This is a genomic window from Shewanella psychrotolerans, from assembly GCF_019457595.1.
In the GTDB taxonomy this organism is placed as follows: Bacteria; Pseudomonadota; Gammaproteobacteria; order Enterobacterales; family Shewanellaceae; genus Shewanella; species Shewanella psychrotolerans.
Genome location: NZ_CP080419.1, coordinates 1,741,882 through 1,766,960, shown reverse-complemented (window position 1 = coordinate 1,766,960; position 25,079 = coordinate 1,741,882). Strand labels below are relative to the sequence as shown.

The 25,079-nt window shown below is 44.4% G+C and carries 20 protein-coding genes, 2 tRNA genes and 3 rRNA genes; 8 read left to right on the top strand and 17 right to left on the bottom strand.

Annotation, left to right across the window (positions count from 1 at the left end; translation table 11 throughout):
* Positions 1–56: 56 nt before the first annotated feature.
* The 3 genes from K0I62_RS07805 to K0I62_RS07795 are packed head-to-tail and all read right to left on the bottom strand — an operon-like array spanning position 57 to position 3,110.
* Positions 57–1,577 (bottom strand): PhnE/PtxC family ABC transporter permease, encoded by a 1,521-nt coding sequence (locus K0I62_RS07805; RefSeq protein WP_220070899.1) that lies wholly within the window; start codon positions 1,575–1,577, stop codon positions 57–59.
* The gene (locus K0I62_RS07800; RefSeq protein ID WP_220070898.1) at positions 1,574–2,251 is read right to left on the bottom strand and encodes an ATP-binding cassette domain-containing protein; all 678 of its coding nucleotides are present in this window, start codon (positions 2,249–2,251) and stop codon (positions 1,574–1,576) included. The genes K0I62_RS07805 and K0I62_RS07800 overlap by 4 nt, the downstream gene beginning before the upstream one ends.
* Before the next feature lie 4 nt (positions 2,252–2,255).
* Positions 2,256–3,110, bottom strand: coding sequence for a putative selenate ABC transporter substrate-binding protein (locus tag K0I62_RS07795; RefSeq protein WP_220070897.1), 855 nt, complete (start codon positions 3,108–3,110; stop codon positions 2,256–2,258).
* Positions 3,111–3,341: 231 nt separating this feature from the next.
* Here K0I62_RS07795 and K0I62_RS07790 point away from each other — a divergent pair, with 231 nt between their 5' ends.
* Positions 3,342–4,016: a response regulator gene (locus tag K0I62_RS07790; protein ID WP_220070896.1), complete on the top strand. Its 675-nt coding sequence runs from the start codon at positions 3,342–3,344 to the stop codon at positions 4,014–4,016.
* Entirely contained in the window at positions 4,007–5,356 is a 1,350-nt protein-coding gene (locus K0I62_RS07785) for an ATP-binding protein (RefSeq protein WP_220070895.1), read from the top strand. The genes K0I62_RS07790 and K0I62_RS07785 overlap by 10 nt, the downstream gene beginning before the upstream one ends.
* Positions 5,357–5,384: 28 nt before the next feature.
* On the opposite strand, the gene K0I62_RS07780 is transcribed toward K0I62_RS07785, so the two are convergent.
* Complete coding sequence (locus tag K0I62_RS07780; RefSeq protein WP_220070894.1) at positions 5,385–6,080, bottom strand: 2OG-Fe(II) oxygenase family protein; 696 nt, start codon at positions 6,078–6,080, stop codon at positions 5,385–5,387.
* Positions 6,081–6,199: 119 nt separating this feature from the next.
* Here K0I62_RS07780 and K0I62_RS07775 point away from each other — a divergent pair, with 119 nt between their 5' ends.
* Entirely contained in the window at positions 6,200–7,462 is a 1,263-nt protein-coding gene (locus K0I62_RS07775) for a cyclic di-GMP phosphodiesterase (RefSeq protein ID WP_220070893.1), read from the top strand.
* A gap of 236 nt (positions 7,463–7,698) precedes the next feature.
* Entirely contained in the window at positions 7,699–8,016 is a 318-nt protein-coding gene (locus K0I62_RS07770) for a DUF3135 domain-containing protein (protein WP_220070892.1), read from the top strand.
* Here the strand turns inward: K0I62_RS07770 and corA are convergent.
* Both corA and K0I62_RS07760 read right to left on the bottom strand, forming a co-directional pair.
* On the bottom strand, positions 8,011–8,958 hold the full coding sequence (gene corA, locus K0I62_RS07765) for a magnesium/cobalt transporter CorA (protein WP_220070891.1): 948 nt from the start codon (positions 8,956–8,958) through the stop codon (positions 8,011–8,013). The genes K0I62_RS07770 and corA overlap by 6 nt on opposite strands.
* Positions 8,959–9,153: 195 nt before the next feature.
* Entirely contained in the window at positions 9,154–9,519 is a 366-nt protein-coding gene (locus tag K0I62_RS07760; RefSeq protein ID WP_220070890.1) for a hypothetical protein, read from the bottom strand.
* A 167-nt stretch (positions 9,520–9,686) separates the two neighbouring features.
* On the opposite strand from K0I62_RS07760, the gene K0I62_RS07755 reads away from it, so the two are divergent.
* Complete coding sequence (locus K0I62_RS07755; protein WP_220070889.1) at positions 9,687–10,322, top strand: YccT family protein; 636 nt, start codon at positions 9,687–9,689, stop codon at positions 10,320–10,322.
* Between the two features lie 217 nt (positions 10,323–10,539).
* Positions 10,540–11,608, top strand: a protein-coding gene (locus K0I62_RS07750) for an IS630 family transposase (RefSeq protein ID WP_220068015.1) whose coding sequence is annotated in 2 segments (ribosomal slippage) — positions 10,540–11,036 and positions 11,035–11,608 — 1,071 coding nt in all. Because the reading frame shifts where the segments join, the coding sequence is not laid out codon by codon here.
* A gap of 96 nt (positions 11,609–11,704) precedes the next feature.
* Here the strand turns inward: K0I62_RS07750 and rrf are convergent.
* From rrf to K0I62_RS07715, 7 genes are all read right to left on the bottom strand, one after another.
* Positions 11,705–11,820: ribosomal RNA gene (gene rrf / locus K0I62_RS07745) — 5S ribosomal RNA — on the bottom strand.
* 103 nt (positions 11,821–11,923) lie between these two features.
* Positions 11,924–14,817, bottom strand: a 23S ribosomal RNA gene (locus K0I62_RS07740).
* Positions 14,818–15,164: 347 nt separating this feature from the next.
* A tRNA-Ala gene (locus tag K0I62_RS07735) sits at positions 15,165–15,240 on the bottom strand.
* A 133-nt stretch (positions 15,241–15,373) separates the two neighbouring features.
* Positions 15,374–15,450: transfer RNA gene (locus K0I62_RS07730), tRNA-Ile, on the bottom strand.
* Positions 15,451–15,587: 137 nt separating this feature from the next.
* Positions 15,588–17,130 (bottom strand): 16S ribosomal RNA (locus tag K0I62_RS07725).
* The 16S, 23S and 5S rRNA genes sit together here with 2 tRNA genes alongside, the layout of an rRNA operon.
* A gap of 389 nt (positions 17,131–17,519) precedes the next feature.
* Positions 17,520–18,071 (bottom strand): D-glycero-beta-D-manno-heptose 1,7-bisphosphate 7-phosphatase, encoded by a 552-nt coding sequence (gmhB, locus tag K0I62_RS07720; RefSeq protein ID WP_220070888.1) that lies wholly within the window; start codon positions 18,069–18,071, stop codon positions 17,520–17,522.
* A 210-nt stretch (positions 18,072–18,281) separates the two neighbouring features.
* Entirely contained in the window at positions 18,282–18,863 is a 582-nt protein-coding gene (locus K0I62_RS07715) for a uracil-DNA glycosylase family protein (protein ID WP_220070887.1), read from the bottom strand.
* 276 nt (positions 18,864–19,139) lie between these two features.
* Between K0I62_RS07715 and K0I62_RS07710 the strand changes: the two genes are divergently transcribed.
* Together K0I62_RS07710 and K0I62_RS07705 are read left to right on the top strand one after the other, a co-directional pair.
* Positions 19,140–19,811 (top strand): GntR family transcriptional regulator, encoded by a 672-nt coding sequence (locus tag K0I62_RS07710; RefSeq protein ID WP_220070886.1) that lies wholly within the window; start codon positions 19,140–19,142, stop codon positions 19,809–19,811.
* 98 nt (positions 19,812–19,909) lie between these two features.
* A complete protein-coding gene (locus K0I62_RS07705) occupies positions 19,910–20,974 on the top strand; it encodes a ketoacyl-ACP synthase III (protein WP_220070885.1) in 1,065 nt (354 codons plus the stop codon).
* A 73-nt stretch (positions 20,975–21,047) separates the two neighbouring features.
* On the opposite strand, the gene K0I62_RS07700 is transcribed toward K0I62_RS07705, so the two are convergent.
* From K0I62_RS07700 to K0I62_RS07685, 4 genes are all read right to left on the bottom strand, one after another.
* The gene (locus K0I62_RS07700) at positions 21,048–21,626 is read right to left on the bottom strand and encodes a lecithin retinol acyltransferase family protein (protein WP_220070884.1); all 579 of its coding nucleotides are present in this window, start codon (positions 21,624–21,626) and stop codon (positions 21,048–21,050) included.
* Positions 21,627–21,739: 113 nt separating this feature from the next.
* A complete protein-coding gene (locus K0I62_RS07695) occupies positions 21,740–22,420 on the bottom strand; it encodes an exonuclease domain-containing protein (RefSeq protein ID WP_220070883.1) in 681 nt (226 codons plus the stop codon).
* A gap of 1 nt (position 22,421) precedes the next feature.
* Positions 22,422–24,269: a DUF294 nucleotidyltransferase-like domain-containing protein gene (locus tag K0I62_RS07690; protein ID WP_220070882.1), complete on the bottom strand. Its 1,848-nt coding sequence runs from the start codon at positions 24,267–24,269 to the stop codon at positions 22,422–22,424.
* 89 nt (positions 24,270–24,358) lie between these two features.
* Complete coding sequence (locus tag K0I62_RS07685; RefSeq protein ID WP_220070881.1) at positions 24,359–24,982, bottom strand: class I SAM-dependent methyltransferase; 624 nt, start codon at positions 24,980–24,982, stop codon at positions 24,359–24,361.
* Positions 24,983–25,079: the final 97 nt, after the last annotated feature.

The window sequence follows — 25,079 nt, the reverse complement described above, 5'->3', positions numbered from 1 at the left end:
GCTGCAAAGGTATTATCAAACGCCGAACGAAAGCCCAACACGAATAAGAATAAAGGCTAAGCTACGCAGGAAGCTTGCCCAAGTACCACACCTTGCGGTAATCGTTTGGCCACTAATCGACGAGCGATAATATCGACAACCACATTTAATAGTGCTGTCGTTAGCAATAAATATAATGCGTTACTATAGCGAATTTCGGCGAAAGCACTGTCAATATAAAATCCTAAGGTCGCTATTCCCAACACGCCAAAAATAGCGGTTTCACGCAAAATAATCTCAAAACGGTAAAACAACAGCGAGATTAAATTGGGATAGATCCGTGGCAAAACCTCATAAGAAAAATGGTCAAGCCGCGGATAATACAATGCGCTAGTTTTAATCGCACCATCCTGCCTCGAGACCAAATACGCGATCAATGCGCCATTATGAAGTGATAATGCCGCAATTGCGGGTAACATAGATGGCCCTAGCAACATCATAAAGATGAAGGCCAGCAGGTATTCAGGTATCGATCTTAATAGCAGCAGCAAAAGCTGACTAGCTCCTGCGGCAAATCGACCTCGCAAATGTCGACTGGCAGCGAGGTATCCCCACAATGCCAGTAGATGTGTCGCACCTAATGCGCATAGCGCCAAAATCAATGTCGCCAGCATCCCAGGTAAAGCCTGCTCATAGGTCAAACGCTGCCACCAAACAATAAACAGCTCCATTCCCTGAGTCAGCCCAATCTGGCCATAAACAATGCTATTGATCCCGGGGGGTAACAGATCATGGCTAATGAATTGCCACACTAATAAACCGTCAACCGCACCGATAGGAGGTAAAGTCACAATCGCGAACAACAGGTAAACCAGAAGCAACTTTGCCCTCGCCCACCAAGAGATGGTCCCGATAAGCAGCACTAATAACATCAGTAATGCCGCCCCTTCATGATAGTTCCCTTGACGAAACGCTGTCTCAAGGTAGAAACCTATCGTAGGCATACCAATAAAGCCAAGGACAGCACTGCTGCGAAGAGCACACTCAAATCGATAGCGTATATAAGCCAACATCAAGGGGTAAACATGCCCTAACTTGCCATAGGTATAACGACTAACCCTATCAACAGCGCTTGGCATCGTTTGAGTTGTGGTGTTGGGAGACTGCTGCAAAATATCATGGAAAACACGGGCGAATGTTGCACCGTAAGGTAATGCAATCGCTAAAATCCCCGTAATAGGTGATAAACCAAATAGTTGTAAAAATAACAGCGCCCAAAATATCTCGTGAATGCCACGCACCATGGCGCAAATCCCGGCAACAAATCTTGATTGATAAATTAACGACAGTGGCGCGCCCAAAAGCAGACCTAAGGCGACGCCTAACAACGCGAAACTGACGGTTAACCATAACGCACGACCCATAGATTCCGTGGCAAAAAAGTCTGGCGTAATGAAGCCTAATGCCATGCGAGTGAGTTCACTCCATGGCTCTAACGAAATCACAGAAATGTCAGCGAAATAAGCCGAAATAATGGCAATAAACCAAATGCATAGTGTTAATCGCTGCCAAGCACCAAAGAAAGGAAATCTGATCACGCTTGTTGTACTGCGCTCTGAGCCACGCCATCGAAGAAGTCACTAAGTTGCTGTGGACTCAATTGACTAGCGGGTTTATCAATCGCAATCTGACCTTGTTGTAATCCAATAATTCTATCAAAATTTTTCAACGCCAAAGCACAATCATGCAATACCATAATCACAGTGTCATGCTTAGCTAATACCAACTCAACTAAACGTTCGGCCATAATAGGGTCAAGCGCCGAAAATGCTTCATCCCCAATAAACACAGGCTGGTTTTGATAAATGGCTCTAGCAATAGCAACTCGTTGACGCTGTCCTCCCGATAAGGAGGAGACCTTAGTATCAAGTGAGACATCTAAGAAAAGTGAATCACAAAGCAATTTTATATCGCTAAGATGGCGCTTAAACGGCCACGCAAGATTAGCCAAATTATAGAGCCAATAGTGACGGCTCAAGGCTCCCATAAATACATTGTGATAAACACTAAGTGCATCTACCAGTCCTTGAGATTGAGAACATAGTGCGGCGTCGCGCTGAAGTTGCTGATATATATGGGTAAGCAAGGTCGATTTACCCGCGCCAGAAGCCCCGACTATAGCCAGCTTTTCACCTTGGGTGATAGATAAGGATAACTTATCTATCACCTGCTTATCTTGATAATGTAATGATATCGATTCTAACGCTAACACTTGATTAATCTAACAACCCAATCGTTTGCGCTACTGACTCAATCGGCTCATAAGCTTGATTAGTGGCTTCAACAAAAGATTGTCGAGGAAAGCTGGCTAATAGATCTGGATCTTTCATGTTAAGTAACGCTGCCTTTAATTTGTCACTGAAACCCTCACCATACTGCTGATCGACACCCGCTCTTACTGTCCACTGATAGTCTGGATAAGCCGGGCTTTCCCAAATCACTTTGACTTTATTGGTATCGACTTCGCCTTTCTCAACCATAGTGTCCCATACTTTATAGTTGACGGCGCCAACCTGATAAGCCCCAGCTTCAACCTGAGCAATAGTACGGTTATGGTCGCCAGAAAATCCGGTACGGGTAAAAATGTCTTCGATCTTTTTACCCATGTTGCGTTCGATAAAAAACTGCGGCATTAAACGACCCGAGGTTGAACCTTTAGAGCCAAAGGTGAAGGTAAATCCGTTAAGATTAGGGAAGTTAGTAGACTTAACTAATGCAGTGGAGTGATGAGCGATAAAATAACTTTTAAAATATTGGTCTTCATATCCTTGTGCAATCGCATTCGATCCTGGAACCAACCGTCTCGCCTGAACACCAGAAAGACCACCAAACCACGCCAATTGCACTTGATTATTACGAAAGGCCGTAACTGCTGCAGCGTAAGATTTTACAGGAACATAAGCAACTTCCACCCCAAGTTCTGCTTCTAAATAGCGAGCCACCTTGTCAAAACGGGTTTTTAGCTGACTCTCATTCTCGTCTGGAATAGCGGTAAATGTAAAAGTCTGAGCCAAAGCAGCAGGCATAACTAAACATGCAAGTAATAGAGAAACCGTTTTAACTAACGACATTAGATATTTCCATAGATAACAAAGAGAATCGATTTTAACCATTAGTTGACCAGATTCCTAGCTGACACAGCTTGTTTATTCTTACCATCAAAAATTAAATAGTAAATCAGTGGTATGTCAGCGCCTGTTAAGCTACACAGTGATAAACTCAACCCATTCAAATTTTAGACTCAGTTGGCATCATAAATATAAATCGTTAAACTGAACTAAATAACTAAATAGGCAAAACAAATGAGAATATTGGTTGTTGAAGACGATCCTATTTTGTCCCATCACCTAAAGGTTCAACTGAGCGAGCTAGGCAACCAAGTTCAGGTCGCACTGACAGCCAAAGAGGGCTTCTATCAAGCAACCAATTATCCTATCGATGTAGCGATTGTCGATTTAGGCCTACCCGATCAAGATGGAATAAGCCTCATCCAAAGTTTGAGAAATGCAGAACTAAAAGCCCCAATTTTGATCCTTACTGCCCGCGTTAATTGGCAAGATAAAGTTGAAGGCTTAAATGCTGGTGCCGATGACTACCTAGTTAAACCTTTTCAAAAAGAAGAGCTTGTAGCTAGGCTTGATGCACTGGTCCGTCGCAGCGCTGGCTTTGTAAAACCAATTATTACCAGTGGTCCTTTAGCATTGGATCTGGCGGCGAAACAGGTTTCACTAAATGCAGAGCCAATGGAAGTCACCGCATTTGAATACCAGATCTTGGAATATTTAATGCGTCATTGTCATGAGGTTGTGGCCAAGCAGCGGCTACTCGATGTGATTTATGGGGATAAAGAGGGTGACCCAAATACCATTGAGGTCATGGTAAGCCGATTACGTAAAAAGCTTTCAAGCGGCGGTTTAGAAAACCCTATCGTCACAATTCGCGGTCAAGGTTATAAGTTTAATCTTCTATGCAGTTAAAACTTACGTTTAAACGCCGACTGCTGACACGGCTGTTTGTCACCTCTCTGTCAATCATAGCCTTAGTAGGGTTTGGGTTAGCCTGGCTAGTCAATGTGCTTTATGCTCAGAATAATTACAATGAAGAAACCGCTAAACTGATCGCTGAGATCCCAAAAGTGGCTGCTGAGCTAAAAGAGCATAATCTCATTCCAGAAAATACTAACTGGTTAGAAGAAAATAACACCCCTAAAAAATATATTCTTGCGAGCTGCGATCAGAACTACAAGCAAGTATGGACTTCGTCACTTGCGGTAGAGCGCGGTTTATTTGATGCCTGCGAGCGATTTAACGATATTCGCTTAGATGCCCCGCCTTATTATCTGAATCTGTCTGACAACAAAAATTATTTTGTCTACCTACTCTCAGTTGAGTTAGCTAACAAGCAATACAATCTATTGGTAATGAAAGATGCGCACAACTTAGAACTGGAGTTAAACAAATTCAGTCGCCGAACCTATTGGCGCTTAGGAATGGTACTTGCACTTGCACTATTCCTACTCATAAGTGCTGGATATTGGGGTATGCGCCCCTTGGTACAAATGCGCAACGAGTTACAGCAAGTCAGCAATGGCAAAGCCAAAACCCTTTCTCAAGACTACCCAGTTGAGTTAGAAGGGGTTACTCAAGCGCTTAATCAGCTATTAGTTCAATCTAGTGCGCAGCAAGAACGATACCAAAACGCCATGAATGACTTGGCTCATAGCCTTAAAACGCGCTTAGCAGCAGTACATGCCATTACCGATGATGATAGCCTAGATAAAGATGCTGTTAGTGAAAAAGTAATGGAACAGGTCAGTCAGATGGATCAATTGGTCAAGTACCAATTGAAACGAGCGATGCTAGGTCGAAAAGGACTTAAGCGAGAACAAACACTGGTCTATCCATTAGTTGAGCAGCTTTCACAGATGCTATTTAAGGTTTACCGAGACAAGCAAGTGAGTTTCACTGCGGATATTGCTAAAGAACAGGTTTTTCCTGGTGATAAAGGCGATTTAATGGAGCTTTGTGGCAACCTCATGGAGAATGCATTTAAAATGTGCATTAGCCAAGTTATCGTCAGCTCATATTACAATGATCACAGTGAGTTTGTGCTAATCATTGAGGATGATGGTCCTGGCATACCAGAAAAAATCAGACAAGATATCATTGAGCGCGGCGTTAGAGCCGATACCCAAAAAGCAGGTCAGGGAATAGGTTTAGCCGTCTGTAACGAGATTGTCACCAGCTACAATGGTCAACTCGCAATAGAAACATCCCGTCTTGAAGGCGCGAAGTTTACTATTACTATTCCAATCTAGTGCTGCTCAGTATCACTATCGGTATAAATTAACCCGCTGGAGTGTATAGCTTTTCAGCTCGATTGAACATGATCCATGAGGTGGCAATATACTTGTCACCACTAAGGGGCATGTTTCCTCTATGACTATGCGTGAAGCCAGCAGGGGCAATCACCATAGTGCCCTTTTTAGGCTTAACTTTGCGCTGCTGATAATAAAATTCAGTTTCTCCGCCCTCTTCTACATCGTTAAGGTAGTACATATACAATACGACTCGATGCAAGGCTTCATTATGGCCCATTTGCGGAAACTGCTCAGAATGCCAGTGAGGATAGCCGCCCTTACCTTGAATGTACTTCTGAATATTAATCGCCCCGCTACGATAAAGATATTGCACCAAAGGCTGCACGCGATGACGACCCAACTGATCAAAGTTATCTGGAGTGAGCGTTTTCGGCTTACCTTGTTCATCGGAAACAGTAACGGCAACCGCTCCCATTAGCGCTAAAGCATACTTATCAAAATAATGTGCAGCATTTTTTAGCGTATAATTAAGTAATTCGTTTTTAAGCGGTGTGAGCTCTTGAAAATTATCCATAGTAATATCTCGGCTAACTTTCTTATCAAGATCAACACCATGCCCCGTTTGTCCGTCGATAACGCCAGGGTGAGAATCAAACGCCGCGATTAGGCGATCACACAAACCTTCAGGTATCGCATCGGGATAAATTTCAATAAAATCCATTACTCAATCTCTAACTTGCGCTATTTTTATTGTATCTATGCTGACACAGAGCTTAAGTAATTGTAAAGCTGGCAAGTTGAGATAGAATAACATCCACATAAAGGCAAACTAAAAATCACATGAGCAAAAGCTGTAAGGTAAAAGCGAGTCAACTTCAAGTCGGCAATTTTGTAAGATTACCTGTCTCATGGAAAGAGCATCCGTTCCTATTTAATTCATTCCGCCTTAAAGAAGAGGCTCAGATTGAGTTAATAAAAAAACTCGGAATTGAATATGTATTTGTAGATCTGAACAAAAGTACAGCCCCTCCTTTAACCAAAGAGGTCACTAACGACAAGACCATAAAGCAGACGAACGAAGAGATCGATGCATTACAAGCGGAAATGGACAAGAACAAGCTTACCAGAATTGAAAACCTTCAGAAGATGAGACGAGATTTACAGAAGACAGAGCAACAGTTCGGTCGGTCTGTAGCTATGATGCGTAACCTCATTACTAAACTACGTAATCGTCCATTGAATGCGATTAGTGATGCAAAAGAACTAATATCGAACATTACTGAGCAACTCATCAATTCTGAAAATCTGGTATTGCACTTAATGAGCGATGCTAAAGATAGTGAAGGGATCTACTATCACTCACTCAATGTTGCCGTGTTATCTATGATGGTTGCAAAAGAGCTGGAATGGTCACGCGAAGAAATTGAAGCTGTTGGTATAGGGGCACTATTTCACGACACGGGTAAATTAAAAATTCCGTCTCAATTGATGCGCAAAAAGACACCTCTCACTACACCAGAGATTAACTTCATCAAACAGCACCCAGCAATGGGAGTTGAATTATTGAAACTGGCTGATAACTTTCCGGAAGATGCGCTACCGATTGTCAGAGATCACCATGAATACCTTGATGGAACAGGTTATCCCAACGGACTAAAAGGTGATCAAATAACGCTACCAACGCAACTTGTTGCCGCTGTAAATTTATATGATCAACTGTGCCATCCTGAAGGTCAGCAAAAAGCCAGAACGCCCTATGCAGCATTGGGTTTTCTTTATAAGAACTACAAAGAAAAACTGAACCATGCCACGATTGGTAAATTAATCAAACTACTCGGAGTCTATCCGCCAGGCAGTGTCGTAGAGCTATCCAGTGGACAATTTGCAATGGTTATGGCTGTCAATTTAGAAAAAATATTGTTTCCGAGAATCCTAGTTTATGACCCATTAGTGCCAAAAGATCAGGCGCCTATCGTTGATTTAGAGATCGAAGGATTAACTATCGTAAAATGCATAGCGCCCTCAGCATTACCTGAAAAGATCCATAAGTATCTAAGCCCAAGAGAGCGTGTTAGTTACTATTTTGGCGATAACAACAAATAGTAACCTCATAAATATCAAACCGTGATCAACTGGCCTGAACGTAGGTTATAGATGAGCCCTCATCTATAACTTACTGTTTTTTAAGCGAAATCACAATCAGACTTCAGTCTATAGCGTGAACAAACATAGCGCCAGATATTGTCCCAAATTCAAGTAATCTACCCTTATCGTTAATCAGTAACTAACATTGTAGAAGGGATACTTGAGCTTTTGGCTCAACCAGCATCGGGAGTAATATGGTTGAATTACCAGACTTCGATAGTTTGCAGTGGTTAGCGCAACATGCGCCACAGCAGTTAGCTGCCTTGCAAAATAATCTGAATCAAGACGTGATCAATGAAGCCGCTGAACGAAATCGTCCTCAACTAGAGTCTATTTATCATCACCTAAAACTGCAAATGTCTCGTTGTAGCAATCCCTATGCAAGATGCTACTTGTCTTTAAAGCTAATGAACGATAAATTTTTATCACTTAACGAGGTGATAAATAACCCCAAAAGCTATAAAGAAAATAAGGCTGTGATATTGTCTTACCCAAGTAAAAAAGCGCTATAGCCATCCCTTACGTTTGAAAAAAAAGTAAGTTGATGCTGCGCTACCAAACATCATTAAAATGGCCATAGGATAACCCCATTGCCATTCAAGTTCGGGCATATTAGCAAAGTTCATGCCGTAAGCACTTGCTATCACTGTAGGCGGTAAGAAAATAACCGCAGCAACCGAAAATATTTTAATAATTTTATTCTGCTGTAGCCCGCTAAAACCCATTGCCGCATCAAGTAGAAAATTTAACTTATCAAAAATAAACTGGCTATGTGGCATCAAAGATTCAATATCTGACAACATCTCACGTAGATCTTTTAAATCCTCATCACTCAATTGACCACGGTAATAACGCTGCATATAACGCAATGATCTTTGAGTATCGAGCAAACTCAAACGGATCTTTCCGTTAGAATCCTCCTGCAAAGTGATCAGTTTAAATACATCATCAAGCTCATCACTTTCAAAAACTTGCTCACCAACATTCTCAAGAACAGAGTAAACGTCTTCAATCAGATCCGATAGGTAATCGACCTTAAGGTTAAATAACTCAAGGAAAAGTGCTTGCGGCGTTTTGACCTCTAAACGGCCCAAACGCAAATAGTTTCTAAGTAAACGGATTAGACCCACATCATCTTCACGCAATGTCACGAGGAATTGAGAACGTAAGTTAAATGAGATGTTGACGCCTTTTACGTCTTGACCTACACGTTGGGGGAAAAGCGAGTTAATGTGTAAACCATCTTTATTTTGGTAAAAACGTGCAGAAGCTTCAATCTCATTGATATCTTCCTCTTCAGGTAGCTCCTCGACAGAATAACCTCTTAGCCACTCACGCTCTTCCTCTTCAGGTTTAAACAGATCTAACCATAATGTACCCGATGGAACGCTATCTTGAACGTTCAATTCGACGATAGATAACTTACTATCGTCATAGACATAAGCTGTGATCATAGGGCCTCCTGAAAAAACACTAAGAGGAAAACTAAACCCATCTCAGCGCAGGGAAAAATATCGCTTTATTCTACCGAATAACGCGCCATTGACCAGCTTTTACGATCATACTGAGTGGAATATAAACAATGGACAACAAAATATTCCAGGCTGTGCGTTATAGAGCCCAAAAGCGTTAAAAGTTAACCATATTGACTACTGCATCGCTAACGGTGCGATAATAATACGCTCTTGATTAGATAAACGTACTTTAACCCCTTCTATAGTCGTAAGTTCATTAACACCTATGTCGCGCTTGTGTACCTGATAAATAGTCGTCTTCTCTTGTGCAGGGGAGACTATAGTGACACTAACAACCTCATTACCCTCTTGCCATGACCAGTACCAATAAGCGCCACTACCGACAACGGCCAAAACCACAACAGCTAAGGCAATATAACGAAATAATATACGTTGCCCTAATTGGCTTGCGCTTTCCATCTGAGTTACTGATGCAGGCTTACGGATATAAAACAATGCACCGGCAATAACCAACAACGTTACTAATATTTTGGTTAACACACGACTCTCCGTCTATAAAACTACAAACAGTATAACTCTGATAAAAATCAATTACTGTTATTCTACCCCCATCCAACGGATAAACATCAGGATTTTATCTCGTCAGCGTTTGCAAACACATCAACGAATGCTATAAACCTAATACAAATCTATTAACCGATCGTGTTATGAAAAAATCACTATCTATGTTGTTCGTAAGCACATTGATGCTATCGTCGGCCGCACAAGCCACAATCACAATTAATTTGCCCAGTAATACTGAACCGCTCCTACTTAATGCTGTAGAGATAAAGGACTTGTCGTTAAATGCCGATAATGGTGTTCAGCAAATTGTATTCAAATATCTAGGAAACTACAGACAACAAGGCCAAACACAACGTTTCACATCTGACCCCGTCATCGTGACGTTTAACGGCCAAAATAATGACTACACAATAAAATTACCTCCAATTAATTCATCAAAAGATGCCACTAAATTTAATCAAGCTCCCAATATAATGATTACAGATAACGATGGTAAATCTATAGAGTACCGCGTCGACACTCTAACTAAAGACGGGCTCCAATTCGGTAGAAACTATCAGCAAGAACTAGAAGACTACAATCTGACCGCGCGACCAGCCGTAGTAACCTTAGCAATATCCCCCAAACCATCATCAGTAAAAACAGAAAAAATAGTCACTTCCGACAAAACAGATAACATCGAGCAAATCGATATTGGAAAAATGTTAGATTTTTGGTACCAACAAGCAGACCAAGAGACTAGGAAAGCATTCAAGAAACGCATCAATGCGCAAAAGTAATAAAACTTATACTAATTAGTATCAATATTGAGATGGAATGATATCACCGCTGTTTTCAAGGATACGAGGATATCGTTGCAGTCTGCTCTGATGTTTGGAACAACTGCATCAGTGATACGAAAAGAGTGATGTCTTTATGTCGTAGAGAGTGGGCAGTAATGACTAAGTATTAAGATGGAATGGTATAATACCAATTAGTAATGATGTGTGATCTAATATGCGCACCAACCTTAACCCGTATTCCAAATTGAAAACTTATAGTGCCGAAGAGCTTTTAGCTTTATCTAGAGCAGAAAAAGAACCTCGTAAACGTATGCGATTACTTGCCGTCGCTCTCTTCCTCGAGGGAAATAATCGTACTGATGTCGCCTTGAGGCTCAAAGTTGCCCGCGCTAGCGTCAACGCTTGGGTAGCTAAGTATCTTGCCAACGGTATCAAAGGGTTGGATGCTAAGAAAAATAAGGGACGTGATAGCTACTTAACCTCAAGTCAAAAGCAGCAACTCAGTGCCTACATAGAGGAACAATGCTCGAGTGATTCAGGTGGAAGACTGACAGGTGATGCGATCCTAAAATATGTCAAATATCACTTTAATGTTGATTACCATCCAAACGCGATTTACAAATTACTGGAACAATTAGGTTTTAGTTGGATAACGAGTCGTTCAAAACATCCTAAGCAATCAATAGAAGTCCAAGAGGCTTTTAAAAAAGTTCCAACTGGAAACGATCCTTAACATCCCTGGTAGTGTGGCGCTTGAGCGAGTTGATATCTGGTTTCAAGATGAGGCCCGCTTCGGGCAGCAAAACACGACCACACGTTTATGGGCAAGAAAAGGCACTCGTCCTCGCGCTATACGCCAGCAACAGTTCGAATATGCGCATTTCTTTGGCGCTGTTTGTCCGCAAACAGGCGATACTGAAGCGATGATCGTTCCTTACCTAAGCAAAGACGTCATGCGTCAGCATCTATCACTGATAGCACAAAGGACAAAACCAGGTAGGCATGCCGTTGTTGTCATGGATGGTGCAGGTTGGCATACAGCAGATCTCGCAGATGAGTTTAACAACCTTAGCATCATCAAATTACCGCCATACTCCCCTGAACTAAATCCGATAGAGCAAGTATGGAGTTGGTTACGGCAGCATCATTTAGCTAATCGCAGCTTTCAAGGATACGATGATATCGTTGCAGCCTGCTCTGATGCTTGGAACAACTTCATTAGCGATACGAAAAGAGTGATGTCTTTATGTCGTAGAGAGTGGGCAATAATGACTAAGTATTAAGATGGAATGGTATCATTTGTTCAACAGGGTTTGATAATCAAAAAACCTAAATGCAAAAAAGCCCGCTACATCGTAGCGGGCTTTCTCGTATTAGGCGCCTGGAAATGACCTACTCTCACATGGGGAGACCCCACACTACCATCGGCGCGATTGCGTTTCACTTCTGAGTTCGGGATGGGATCAGGTGGTGCCACAATGCTATGGTTTCCAGACAAAATTGGAAATTTGAAAAGCTATTTAAAATTGAGTCACACTAAATCAAGTGCGGTATTCTTTCGCTAAGTATTCACTTAGTTAGAAACTCTTTTGGGTTGTATGGTTAAGCCTCACGGGTCATTAGTACAAGTTAGCTCAACGCCTCACAACGCTTACACACCTTGCCTATCAACGTAGTAGTCTCCTACGGCCCTTTAGAGAGCTTAAAGCTCTAGGGATGACTCATCTTAGGGCTCGCTTCCCGCTTAGATGCTTTCAGCGGTTATCGATTCCGAACGTAGCTACCGGGCAATGCCATTGGCATGACAACCCGAACACCAGCGGTTCGTCCACTCCGGTCCTCTCGTACTAGGAGCAGCTCCCTTCAATCATCCAACGCCCACGGCAGATAGGGACCGAACTGTCTCACGACGTTCTGAACCCAGCTCGCGTACCACTTTAAATGGCGAACAGCCATACCCTTGGGACCGACTTCAGCCCCAGGATGTGATGAGCCGACATCGAGGTGCCAAACACCGCCGTCGATATGAACTCTTGGGCGGTATCAGCCTGTTATCCCCGGAGTACCTTTTATCCGTTGAGCGATGGCCCTTCCATTCAGAACCACCGGATCACTATGACCTACTTTCGTACCTGCTCGACGTGTATGTCTCGCAGTTAAGCTGGCTTATGCCATTGCACTAACCGTACGATGTCCGACCGTACTTAGCCAACCTTCGTGCTCCTCCGTTACTCTTTGGGAGGAGACCGCCCCAGTCAAACTACCCACCAGGCACTGTCCTCAACCCCGATTCAGGGGCCAGAGTTAGAACATCAACACTACAAGGGTGGTATTTCAAGGTTGACTCCACAAGAACTGGCGTTCCTGCTTCTAAGTCTCCCACCTATCCTACACATGTAGGGTCAATGTTCAGTGCCAAGCTATAGTAAAGGTTCACGGGGTCTTTCCGTCTAGCCGCGGGTATACGGCATCTTCACCGCAATTTCAACTTCACTGAGTCTCGGCTGGAGACAGCGTGGCCATCATTACGCCATTCGTGCAGGTCGGAACTTACCCGACAAGGAATTTCGCTACCTTAGGACCGTTATAGTTACGGCCGCCGTTTACCGGGGCTTCGATCATGAGCTTCTCCGAAGATAACCCAATCAATTAACCTTCCGGCACCGGGCAGGCGTCACACCGTATACTTCCTCTTGCGAGTTTGCACAGTGCTGTGTTTTTGATAAACAGTTGCAGCCACCTGGTATCTGCGACTCCCGTCAGCTTAGAGAGCAAGTCTCATCACCAACAGGAGCGTACCTTCTCCCGAAGTTACGGTACCATTTTGCCTAGTTCCTTCAGCCGAGTTCTCTCAAGCGCCTTGGTATTCTCTACCCAACCACCTGTGTCGGTTTGGGGTACGATTCCTGCTAACCTGAAGCTTAGAAGATTTTCCTGGAAGCATGGCATCAACTACTTCAGTTCCGTAGAACCTCGTCATCAACTCTCAGTGTATGTGCACCCGGATTTGCCTAAGTGCACCACCTACTGCCTTAAACGCGGACAACCAACGCCGCGCTAGCCTAGCCTTCTCCGTCTCTCCATCGCAGTTAGCAGAAGTACAGGAATATTAACCTGTTTCCCATCGACTACGCCTTTCGGCCTCGCCTTAGGGGTCGACTCACCCTGCCCTGATTAACATTGGACAGGAACCCTTGGTCTTTCGGCGTGGGGGTTTTTCACCCCCATTATCGTTACTCATGTCAGCATTCGCACTTCTGATACCTCCAGCGTGGGTTACCCCTTCACCTTCAACGGCTTACAGAACGCTCCTCTACCGCACTAGCGCAAGCGCTAGTACCCATAGCTTCGGTGTATTGCTTAGCCCCGTTAAATCTTCCGCGCAGGCCGACTCGACTAGTGAGCTATTACGCTTTCTTTAAATGATGGCTGCTTCTAAGCCAACATCCTAGCTGTCTAAGCCTTCCCACATCGTTTCCCACTTAGCAATAACTTTGGGACCTTAGCTGATGGTCTGGGTTGTTTCCCTTTTCACGACGGACGTTAGCACCCGCCGTGTGTCTCCCGAGTAGTACTCATTGGTATTCGGAGTTTGCAAAGGGTTGGTAAGTCGGGATGACCCCCTAGCCTTAACAGTGCTCTACCCCCAATGGTATTCGCTCGAGGCGCTACCTAAATAGCTTTCGAGGAGAACCAGATATCTCCCGGTTTGATTGGCCTTTCACCCCCAGCCACAAGTCATCACCGCATTTTTCAACATACGTGTGTTCGGTCCTCCAGTTGATGTTACTCAACCTTCAACCTGCCCATGGCTAGATCACCGGGTTTCGGGTCTACACCTTGCAACTAAACGCGCAGTTAACACTCGGTTTCCCTACGGCTCCGCTATTCGCTTAACCTCGCTACAAAATGTAAGTCGCTGACCCATTATACAAAAGGTACGCAGTCACGGTCTCAAGAACCGCTCCCACTGCTTGTACGTATACGGTTTCAGGTTCTATTTCACTCCCCTCACAGGGGTTCTTTTCGCCTTTCCCTCACGGTACTGGTTCACTATCGGTCAGTCAGGAGTATTTAGCCTTGGAGGATGGTCCCCCCATGTTCAGACAAGATGTCACGTGTCCCGTCCTACTCGTTTTCACGTAAAGTTAGTTTTCATGTACGGGGCTATCACCCTGTGCCGCTGTGCTTTCCAACACATTCCACTAACACCCTCTACGCTTAAGGGCTAATCCCCGTTCGCTCGCCGCTACTAGGGGAATCTCGGTTGATTTCTTTTCCTGAGGGTACTTAGATGTTTCAGTTCCCCTCGTTCGCCTCATTAAGCTATGTATTCACTTAATGATGACAGCTTATGCTGCCGGGTTTCCCCATTCGGACATCGTTAGCTCAAATGCTTGTTACTAGCTCGCCAACGCTTTTCGCAAGTTACTACGTCCTTCATCGCCTCTGACTGCCAAGGCATCCACCGTATACGCTTAGTCACTTAACCATACAACCCAAATGAGTTTCATAAACTAATGTCTACAAATCACATCCTATCCAAGCGGGTAAGCTCGGACGTTGTATCGTAACTAATGGTGTTTACTTTCGCCAAAAGAATACTCATGAATCATCATCCTAATTAAAGGTAATGATTCGGCACTTGATTTAAGTGTTTGAGAACTCAATTTTAATTTTCGCGTCAATGCTACAAACCATAACCACCTACAATGTAAGTAATTACAGTCCCTTTCACATCAACACTATCAGCTTTCCAAATTTTTAAAGAGCGGGCTTAAAAAAGCCAAAGATAAATTTTTCATTTATCTTTGGCATCTCTATCCATGTGCAAGTAAATGGTGGAGCTATGCGGGATCGAACCGCAGACCTCCTGCGTGCAAGGCAGGCGCTCTCCCAGCTGAGCTATAGCCCCATTTACATGCAGTCAAACAAAAACATACGTTACTTATTGCTAAGTTATTACCAAATCAAGTGAGACAAGGCTTGTAGAGAGGACGTTTAGCCTGCTAAACGACGAACTACATAACGCAGTAACACGAAGATTTTGGTGGGTCAGAGTGGACTTGAACCACCGACCTCACCCTTATCAGGGGTGCGCTCTAACCAGCTGAGCTACAGACCCATTTATACTTGCATCTTATCCATTGCTTATCGCTCTGAACAAGTTACGTCGTCTAAATAGACACGTATATTTTTGCTCTTTCTTTCTATCAAGTAATCTGTGTGAACACTCAACAAACATTAAGTTAGTCGTATAGGTAAGGAGGTGATCCAGCCCCAGGTTCCCCTAGGGCTACCTTGTTACGACTTCACCCCAGTCATGAACCACACCGTGGTAAACGCCCTCCCGAAGGTTAAGCTATCTACTTCTGGTGCAGCCCACTCCCATGGTGTGACGGGCGGTGTGTACAAGGCCCGGGAACGTATTCACCGTGGCATTCTGATCCACGATTACTAGCGATTCCGACTTCATGGAGTCGAGTTGCAGACTCCAATCCGGACTACGACAAGCTTTGTGAGATTAGCTCCACCTCGCGGCTTTGCAACCCTCTGTACTTGCCATTGTAGCACGTGTGTAGCCCTACTCGTAAGGGCCATGATGACTTGACGTCGTCCCCACCTTCCTCCGGTTTATCACCGGCAGTCTCCCTAAAGTTCCCACCATTACGTGCTGGCAAATAAGGATAAGGGTTGCGCTCGTTGCGGGACTTAACCCAACATTTCACAACACGAGCTGACGACAGCCATGCAGCACCTGTCTCACAGTTCCCGAAGGCACTAAGGTATCTCTACCAAATTCTGTGGATGTCAAGAGTAGGTAAGGTTCTTCGCGTTGCATCGAATTAAACCACATGCTCCACCGCTTGTGCGGGCCCCCGTCAATTCATTTGAGTTTTAACCTTGCGGCCGTACTCCCCAGGCGGTCTACTTAATGCGTTAGCTTGAGAACCCAGTGTTCAAGACACCAAATTCCGAGTAGACATCGTTTACGGCGTGGACTACCAGGGTATCTAATCCTGTTTGCTCCCCACGCTTTCGTACATGAGCGTCAGTCTTTGTCCAGGGGGCCGCCTTCGCCACCGGTATTCCTTCAGATCTCTACGCATTTCACCGCTACACCTGAAATTCTACCCCCCTCTACAAGACTCTAGTCTGCCAGTTCGAAATGCAGTTCCCAGGTTGAGCCCGGGGCTTTCACATCTCGCTTAACAAACCGCCTGCGTACGCTTTACGCCCAGTAATTCCGATTAACGCTTGGACCCCTCGTATTACCGCGGCTGCTGGCACGAAGTTAGCCGGTCCTTCTTCTGCGAGTAACGTCACACCTAAACGCTATTAACGCTTAAGCTTTCCTCCTCGCTGAAAGTGCTTTACAACCCGAAGGCCTTCTTCACACACGCGGCATGGCTGCATCAGGCTTGCGCCCATTGTGCAATATTCCCCACTGCTGCCTCCCGTAGGAGTCTGGGCCGTGTCTCAGTCCCAGTGTGGCTGATCATCCTCTCAGAACAGCTAGGGATCGTCGCCTTGGTGAGCCATTACCTCACCAACTAGCTAATCCCACCTAGGTACATCCAATCGCAGAAGGCCCGAAGGTCCCCTCTTTTCCCCCGTAGGGCGTATGCGGTATTAGCAGTCGTTTCCAACTGTTATCCCCCTCGACTGGGCAGTTCCCTAGGCATTACTCACCCGTCCGCCGCTCGTCAGCAAATTAGCAAGCTAATTCCTGTTACCGCTCGACTTGCATGTGTTAGGCCTGCCGCCAGCGTTCAATCTGAGCCATGATCAAACTCTTCAATTAAAGTTTTGTTGAAGCATAAGCTTCGGCTCAATGAATTCTGATTCCATATTAAAGACTCGGAAGAATCTCTAACATGTTGTACATATTGCTATGAACACTCATCTTACATTGAGTAAAATTTTTGATTGCTTTACATCCGAAGACAGAAAAGCAATTTCGAATAACTCAACACCTGTGAGTGTCCACACAGATTACTTGATAAATTGTTAAAGAGCGTTAGCACATCTCGGTAGTTCCAAGTGGCTAGGGCTGCGTATTCTACGGATTACGCTCCTTGCGTCAACCCCTTTTATTCGATTGTTTAGTAAAAAGCTCTCAAGCGATTAAATATCAAACAAACAGCTTATTCGGCGAGCATTTTAGCGGCTATTTACCTAATGTCACACCATTCAAAGTGACTTTAGGTAAGCAGGAACATCCGCAATTGAGTCTAAAACAACGGTAGCAGCCTCGATCGCCTCATCAGTCAGCTCTTTACCTGTGCGCACTAATATGCGAGTTGGCACACCAGCGGCCTGAGCAGCTAACATATCGTCTCGCTTATCACCCACCATCACCGATTGAGCAAGATCGATCTTTAAAAACTGTGCAGCACTCTTCAGCATACCTGGCTTTGGTTTACGGCAATCACAATCTTGCTTATATTCACCAATGCCTTTCTCACTGTGGTGTGGGCAATAATAGATCCCATCGAGATCAACACCTTTGTCGGCAAAGTTCCAATCCATCCACTCAGTTAAGGAGTGAAATTGATCTTCACTATAAAGCCCTCTCGCTATTCCAGACTGGTTCGTCACAACGACAAGCTTATATCCCATCTGTTTTAACGCGCTACAGGCTTCAAATACACCTTCCACATATTCAAAGTCATCAACTTGATGGACATAGCCATGGTCAATATTGATAACACCATCTCTATCTAGGAATACAGCAAGATTCACAGGAAATACCCCAAATTAGGCCAACGTAAAAAATCTTGCGTTATTATCACACCAGAATCAGTAAATTGCACCGCAGAATCACCAATTATGTCAAACTTTGCTATTGGCAAATAAAACATAGAAATATAGCAAGCGCTAGTGTGTTAGAAATAATAGCTTGAGCCACACGGTGAGTAGCATTGCGGTGCTATGCGATAAAACGCATTATCACTAACGGGATGCCAATATCCTAGCAATTCTGCTTTTCACTTCAGGCAACAGCTTTAGTTCAAACCAGGGATGACGCTTTAACCAGATATTATTTCTTGGGCTGGGGTGTGGCAATGCAAGTAAGGTGTCGTTTGTATTATGCCAGTTGCCTACTCGCTCGGTCACCGTTTGCTTATCATCAAAATAATAATGTTGTGCGTATTGCCCAATAACCAGCGTCAGCTCCACGTGAGTGAGCTGTTCAAGTAATCTTGTACGCCATTTATCAGCGCAAGCTTTTATAGGAGGTAGATCGCCGCTTTTACCTTTACCTGGATAACAAAAAGCCATCGGCAATATCGCAAACAGAGTTTCATCATAAAATTGTGATTTAGTAACGCCTAACCACTGACGTAATCGGTCACCACTAGCATCATCAAACGCAATGCCACTCTTATTGGCGGCGGCACCTGGTGCTTGCCCAGCAATTACAATTTTTGCAGTGGGTGAAATTTGTATTATCGGCCTCGCCTCTTTAGGCAAAATTGCTGCACATTCTTGGCAAGCTTTTAGCTCGCTCACTAATTGACTCAAATGTTCCATAACCTTAACCAACCACAACATCTCTATATAGCATAGCCTGAAGGCGCCCGTATCTATAGTGCTGAACGCTTCCCTTATTTATACGACCGACTAACGAGTAACAAAATGTACTCACATGTTATTACCGCAAAAGTTATCAGATGGCGCTTCAAACCTAAAACACTTCTAAAACACGGATTATATATAAGGTAAACCATAGTTTTCCTTTATTTGTAGTGTTATAAGCGGTAACCTTATGCGGATCGCATACAATCACGAAAGACATATACGGGAACTATGAGCCGAACAGCACCTATCGTTCATAAAACACGCACCCAGGTTGTAGTAGAAGTCCTCAGAGAGAAAATTCTTTCCGGTGAAATTGCTGCGGGAGAGCCTCTGCGTCAGAGCGCATTGGCCGAAGCGCTGAATGTCAGTCGAATTCCAGTTAGAGAAGCCTTACTCCAACTAGAAGCCGAAGGTCTTGTTAAGTTTGAAGCCCACAAGGGCGCAACCGCGAGTGAATTGTCTGTTGATCAAGTAACCGAACTCTTTGAGTTACGCGCTCTCATAGAAACGGATTTGCTTGAAAAAGCCATCCCAAATCTTAACGAAGCGATATTAAGTCAAGCAGAGGGTTATCTTGACGAGTTAGAAGAAGCGTTCAAAAAAGAAGATGCGGTGAGCAGTTGGAGTGAACTTAATACTCAATTCCATACTTGTCTTTACCAAGCCGCGAATCGTCCACACACCCTGGACGTAGTACATGGCCTAAACACCAATTGCGATCGTTATATTCGTCTGCAGCTACTGCTTGCCGGCGGTATACCAAGAGCGGCACAAGATCATCGAGAAATTCTCGCATTTTGTCGCAGTAAAGAAACGGTTAAAGCCGTGGCCATCCTTAAGGCACACATATTACATGCAGCAGAGGCAATACGCACTCTGGTTGCACAACAAGTGGACTAGATCACAGTTGATCTGTTGACTTCTTGCTAGGCTTATTAGATTAGTTCGATAAGGCAGAGCGTTCGCTTCTGCCTTTATTATTTTTGAGAGAATATAAGATGCAGTACGCTACCATAACAGGTTGGGGAAAATGTGTTCCCCCCGCAACGCTTACAAATCATGACCTTGCGACATTTATCGACACATCTGACGAATGGATTAAACCGCGTACAGGGATCAGTCAACGCCACATTAGTCATGTGAATACCTCTGAGCTTGCATCCGTTGCCGCTAAACGCGCGCTTGCCGCAGCGGGACTTAAAGGCAGCGATATTGATCTTATTATTTTAGCGACTGCTACCCCAGATACCTTAATTCCTAATATCGCCTCTACCGTGCAGGCCGATATCGGCGCAAACTGTGGTGCATTTGACGTCAATGCGGCCTGTAGTGGTTTCCTGTATGGCCTTGGTCTAGCAAGTTCACAGATTAAAAGCGGTCAATCTAAACGCGTACTTGTCATTGGTGCTGAGCGCCTGTCATTCTATCTCGACTGGTCTCGCCGTGAAACGGCCGTACTTTTCGGTGATGGTGCGGGAGCTGTTGTGGTGGAAGCGACTGACCAACCTGGCGGCATTCTAGGCTATGAGCTTAACAATGATCCAGCTGGCCGTGACATTCTGAAGGCTAATTTTGGCACCGCGATGGATAGATTCAATGCAGCATCACTTGATTTCTTTATCGAATTCAATGGTCAAGAGATCTTCAAGCGTGCAATCTCAGGCATGGGCAAACTGAGCAAAACAGTACTTGAGAAATGTGGTGTCGACAAAGACGAAGTCGACTGGGTGATTCCACATCAAGCCAATGAGCGTATCATCGATACCCTGATTAGCCGCATGAAAATTCCAAAAGAGAAAGCTGTGGTTAACATTGCTAACTACGGTAATACCTCTGCGGCCACTATCCCAATTGCGATTTGCGATGCGTTAGAAAAAGGAATGATTAAACCGAATCAAACTATCTTATCTTGTGCATTTGGTGCAGGGTTAACCTCTGCTGCAGTCTTGTTCAAATGGGGCGATCGCGTTACACCAATTAATGAATCTGATGCTGAGCTGCCGCCTTGTGAGCAGACTGGAATTGAGCTAGTTGCTGGAGCCGTTAAACATTTCTGTGGTTAAAGTGCAGCAATAATTCAGCCCAAAACGCCAGCAGTTGCTGGCGTTTTTTATATCAATCTGAATCAATAATCGATCACCTTTTTATCTCATCCCAATAGATAGCTTGCTGAAAATACTTTCCTAAGATTTTGTTAAATCTTTCAAAACTTTCAATGGCGAGCTCTTCCCCCGTCATACATGACCACACAAATCGATGACAATTATTGTCAAACAGATCGTAATCTCGGTATTGATAGATAGCCTGCTCTGCGCGCGAAAGAACTTTAGGCGCAATAAGTGCTCGATGCTGATGATCACATGCCTGAAAAATTCGGCTTCCCGTTCGCCCAGCTAAAAAACGTGTAGAAGAGATAGGCCTAACTAAGCCGCTACCATGAAGTTCAACTAAGGTATCTTCCCCGAGCCAAATGCCAGTATGCTCAATCACACCAAATACAAAGCAGCAGACAATAGCACCAGGCTCAGGCTCTACTTTTACCTCACCTAAATGAAATACACTAGGACGTAGCGGTGATACCCGCTTATCATTATGCGCCCTCGGAGCCTTGCCAAGCCGCCTATCTAAGGTTAATTTTTTCTGATTATGGCGCTCATCAGCAACCAATAACGCGCCCAACGCTGCACCACCCAGCAAGATCAACGGTAATGCCATATGCCACTCCATCTATCAGCCTGATCACTACCGCTAATAATGGCAGTTTGAAATAAAACATAAACGAATAAAATGTAACCAACGCTATCGGTTAGATTATTGCGTTAACATACTCAGCAAAACAACTCACTCACCTTAAGCTGTTTTGCATCCCCCATGGCCGCTATCTGCGCAAGGAGTAGTTCACCACAGGCAAGCGCATCGATGAGTGCATTATGGGCGGCGTAGACAGGTAATCCGTAACGCGCTCGACTGGCGCCAAGTCGCAAGCTTCCCTCTTTGAGCACTTCGTGTTGACGCAGTAAGCGTTTTTTCTCTAACGCTAAGGTATCAACCGCCATGAGTTTTACCTTCTCATGACACATTGGCACCAATGCCGCCTGCAAAAAGGCTAAATCTAACGGTGCATGATGGGCCACCAGCACCTTGCCCATAGTCACTTCCAAGAACCACTGCGTCATCTCTTCTACCACAATAGCTCGCTCTAAATGTACATCCAATATGCCATGAATCGTCGCACTCTGCCCGACACTGCCATCGATTTGCACCAACTTATGCTCAGCCTCGCTTAGGATAAGCTGGTTATATCGAATAGGGACTATGCCAATGCTCAATATTTGATCAAACGCTGGGTTAAGCCCAGTCATTTCAAGATCGACCGCCGCAAAAGATGCATCATTAACGGGTTGACTAAGGGTTTCAAGCAAAGCCTGATGATACTGCTTAATAGTCGAATTTTGCGCTTTAAAGGCACGCCAACATAAACGGCTCTTGAGAACTTGATGATTAAGCAAGTTAGAAACTCCGGGTAAACTTAAGTTTTATCCCAGCCTGAGCATCGTGTACCACTTTAAATGCATCCCTCAGTTGATGCCTGACTAACGAAGACAGGTGTTGCGGCATCAAATAATTACTAAGAGGCTGATTGTGGGTAAATTGATACCCTTGATTCGACAAGCGCATATGGGCAATAAACTCATGGGCATCAGCAAGATTAAGGGCATCCTTCCGATTAATAATATTTTGCTCCATCAATATTCGAATCCGTTTTGCGGTATTGACCTCTTTGATTCCAGCCGATAACGCATAGACCCGAGCAATATCATTGATCAGCGCATTACCTTTATGCTTAAGATCGATCCCCTTTACCTCCTGACCATCACGCTCAAGAACAAACTTTTTGAAGAACCCCAGCGGTGGGGATACTTGCAGCGAATTACCCGCCATGCCCGCTAAAAAGATATCGTTGTCTTTAGTGGACTCAAGCACACTCGATTGTAAACTATCAAACAGACTCGACGGCCCGAACACATTGCGCATATCAAAAAAGATACTGGCATGCATTAATGCCTTTGGCTCGGGGCGGACAACCCAGTTATCAAACTTGGCTCGCCACTGTTTTAATGTCATACGCCACTTAGGGTTTTGCGCCATAATGTCACCGGGGCAATAAACGTAGCCACACTTATCAAGACCTGCACACACAGCCTTAGTTAGCGCCTCAAAATAGCCTTGAGCATATTCATCCATTTCATGGGCAAGCAATAGGCCATTATCTTGGTCTGAGCAAGCTGCCTGATCTTGTCGCCCCTGAGAGCCAAACGCCAACCAGCAAAATGGCATCGGTGCCTCACCGAGAATTTGCTGGTTAAGCACGATTAGCCGCCGCGTTAACGCATCGGTCACCGAGGTTAACACCCGGCCTATCTCTTCGGCTCTAGCATCAGCACTGATCAAGTTTTGCAGCAACAGTGGAATTTGTTTACTCACGCCAATAAGACTATCGAGATTATTTTGACGTTCTATTTCACCAATCAGCAAAAGTGGCTGTGAACTTTGACCACGCAAAATATCGGTGCTGGTGATCACCCCAACGGCTTGGTCATTATCGATAATGGGCAGATGATGAATATTATGCTGACTCATCAACAACATTGCTTCAAATACCAAAGCGCTAGAGGCTAAGGTGGTTGGTGAGCAGGTCATGGCTTGATGCACAGGTAACTGACCGTCAAGTCCTTCTGCAAGCACCCGATTGCGCAGATCTCTATCGGTTAAAATACCGGCTAACTTATGATTATCGATGATAAGTACAGAAGAGACCCTTGCATCACGCATCATTCTCGACGCATCGGTCACCGTAGCATTAATATCTAAGGTCAATGGTTGTTTAGACATGAGGCTGCTAACACGGTTTGTCGAGCCTAATTCTTTTGCTTTAAAGCGGCTTTGATGTCTTAGTCTTTTTGCAAAAGCGCGATTAAAGAAGCGGTCAAACTCACGACTTTCACTACGAAGTTGATTGAAGGTATCGGGATCGAGATGATAAACCAATCCATCTTCTAAAATTTGCACCCGGTTACTAACTTTATCACCAGAGAGTAGCGACGGAAAGCCAAAAAAATCGCCGTCACCGAGTCTATCAATCAGATCGCCATCTTCACTACGCACCTCAAAAGCACCGCTGCGAACAATGTATAGTTGCGGGTGCGCTTCATCTAACGGCACATACATCGACGATTTACTGTAATAGCCAATGGTCAATGCACGGCAACACTGCTCAAGCGTAGCCACCGGTAAGCTATCAAACGGTGTTAACTGACTTAAAAACTGTGTGATCGGTTGTAACTCGCTAGCGTCCATAATCAGTCTCATGATTTAGCGATGATGTTACCACTATAGCCTTAGCAAGCAGTCACTTGCTATTCGACTAAAGGCCAGATGGCGCTAGCTTAAATCCCCTTTTTTGCGATTAAAAACAGGTCGACATCACCACGCTCTGGATAATCTTGACGATACGACCACACAAGCGTTAAACCATTGTCATCCAGTTGCCGAGTCAGTTCGTCGCCATCATGATAATAGATAAATACGTTATCACCACTGCTAGAGGTTTGCATACAAGAAGCTAAGTAATCTCCCTCCATGGTACTGAGATACAAGATGCCAGTATCGGTTAAGCAAGCTGACATGGCACTTATCAGCGAGTTAGCTTGCTCCTTGTTTAAATAGGGCAAACAGAAACCGCACACGATCACATCAAACTGTCGGTCCAAGTCAGCAACCGCCCTGCAATCCATCACCTCAAAATGAGCTTCGGGATTATTAAGACGCGCTAGCTCAACCATATTAGGCGCTAAATCAGTACCCAATAACTTAATACTAGGTACATGGTCTAATAGATAGCGGCTGATATTTCCAGGGCCGCAACCAATATCGAGCACATTATCATAAGGATTTATTCGCGCGCACAACACATCATAAGTGCGATGATACAGGGGCAAGTCCATATACTTATCTTGGTAAACCTGCGCCAGTTTATTAAAAGTGCTAACGCTAATTTGATTGTTATCCAATAACTTAGCCTCAAAATAATGTTATCTTACTCTAATATAGAAATAGGGTGAATATCAATCATGCGAGTACCCATTTACACCGCTAAATTGTAAATAG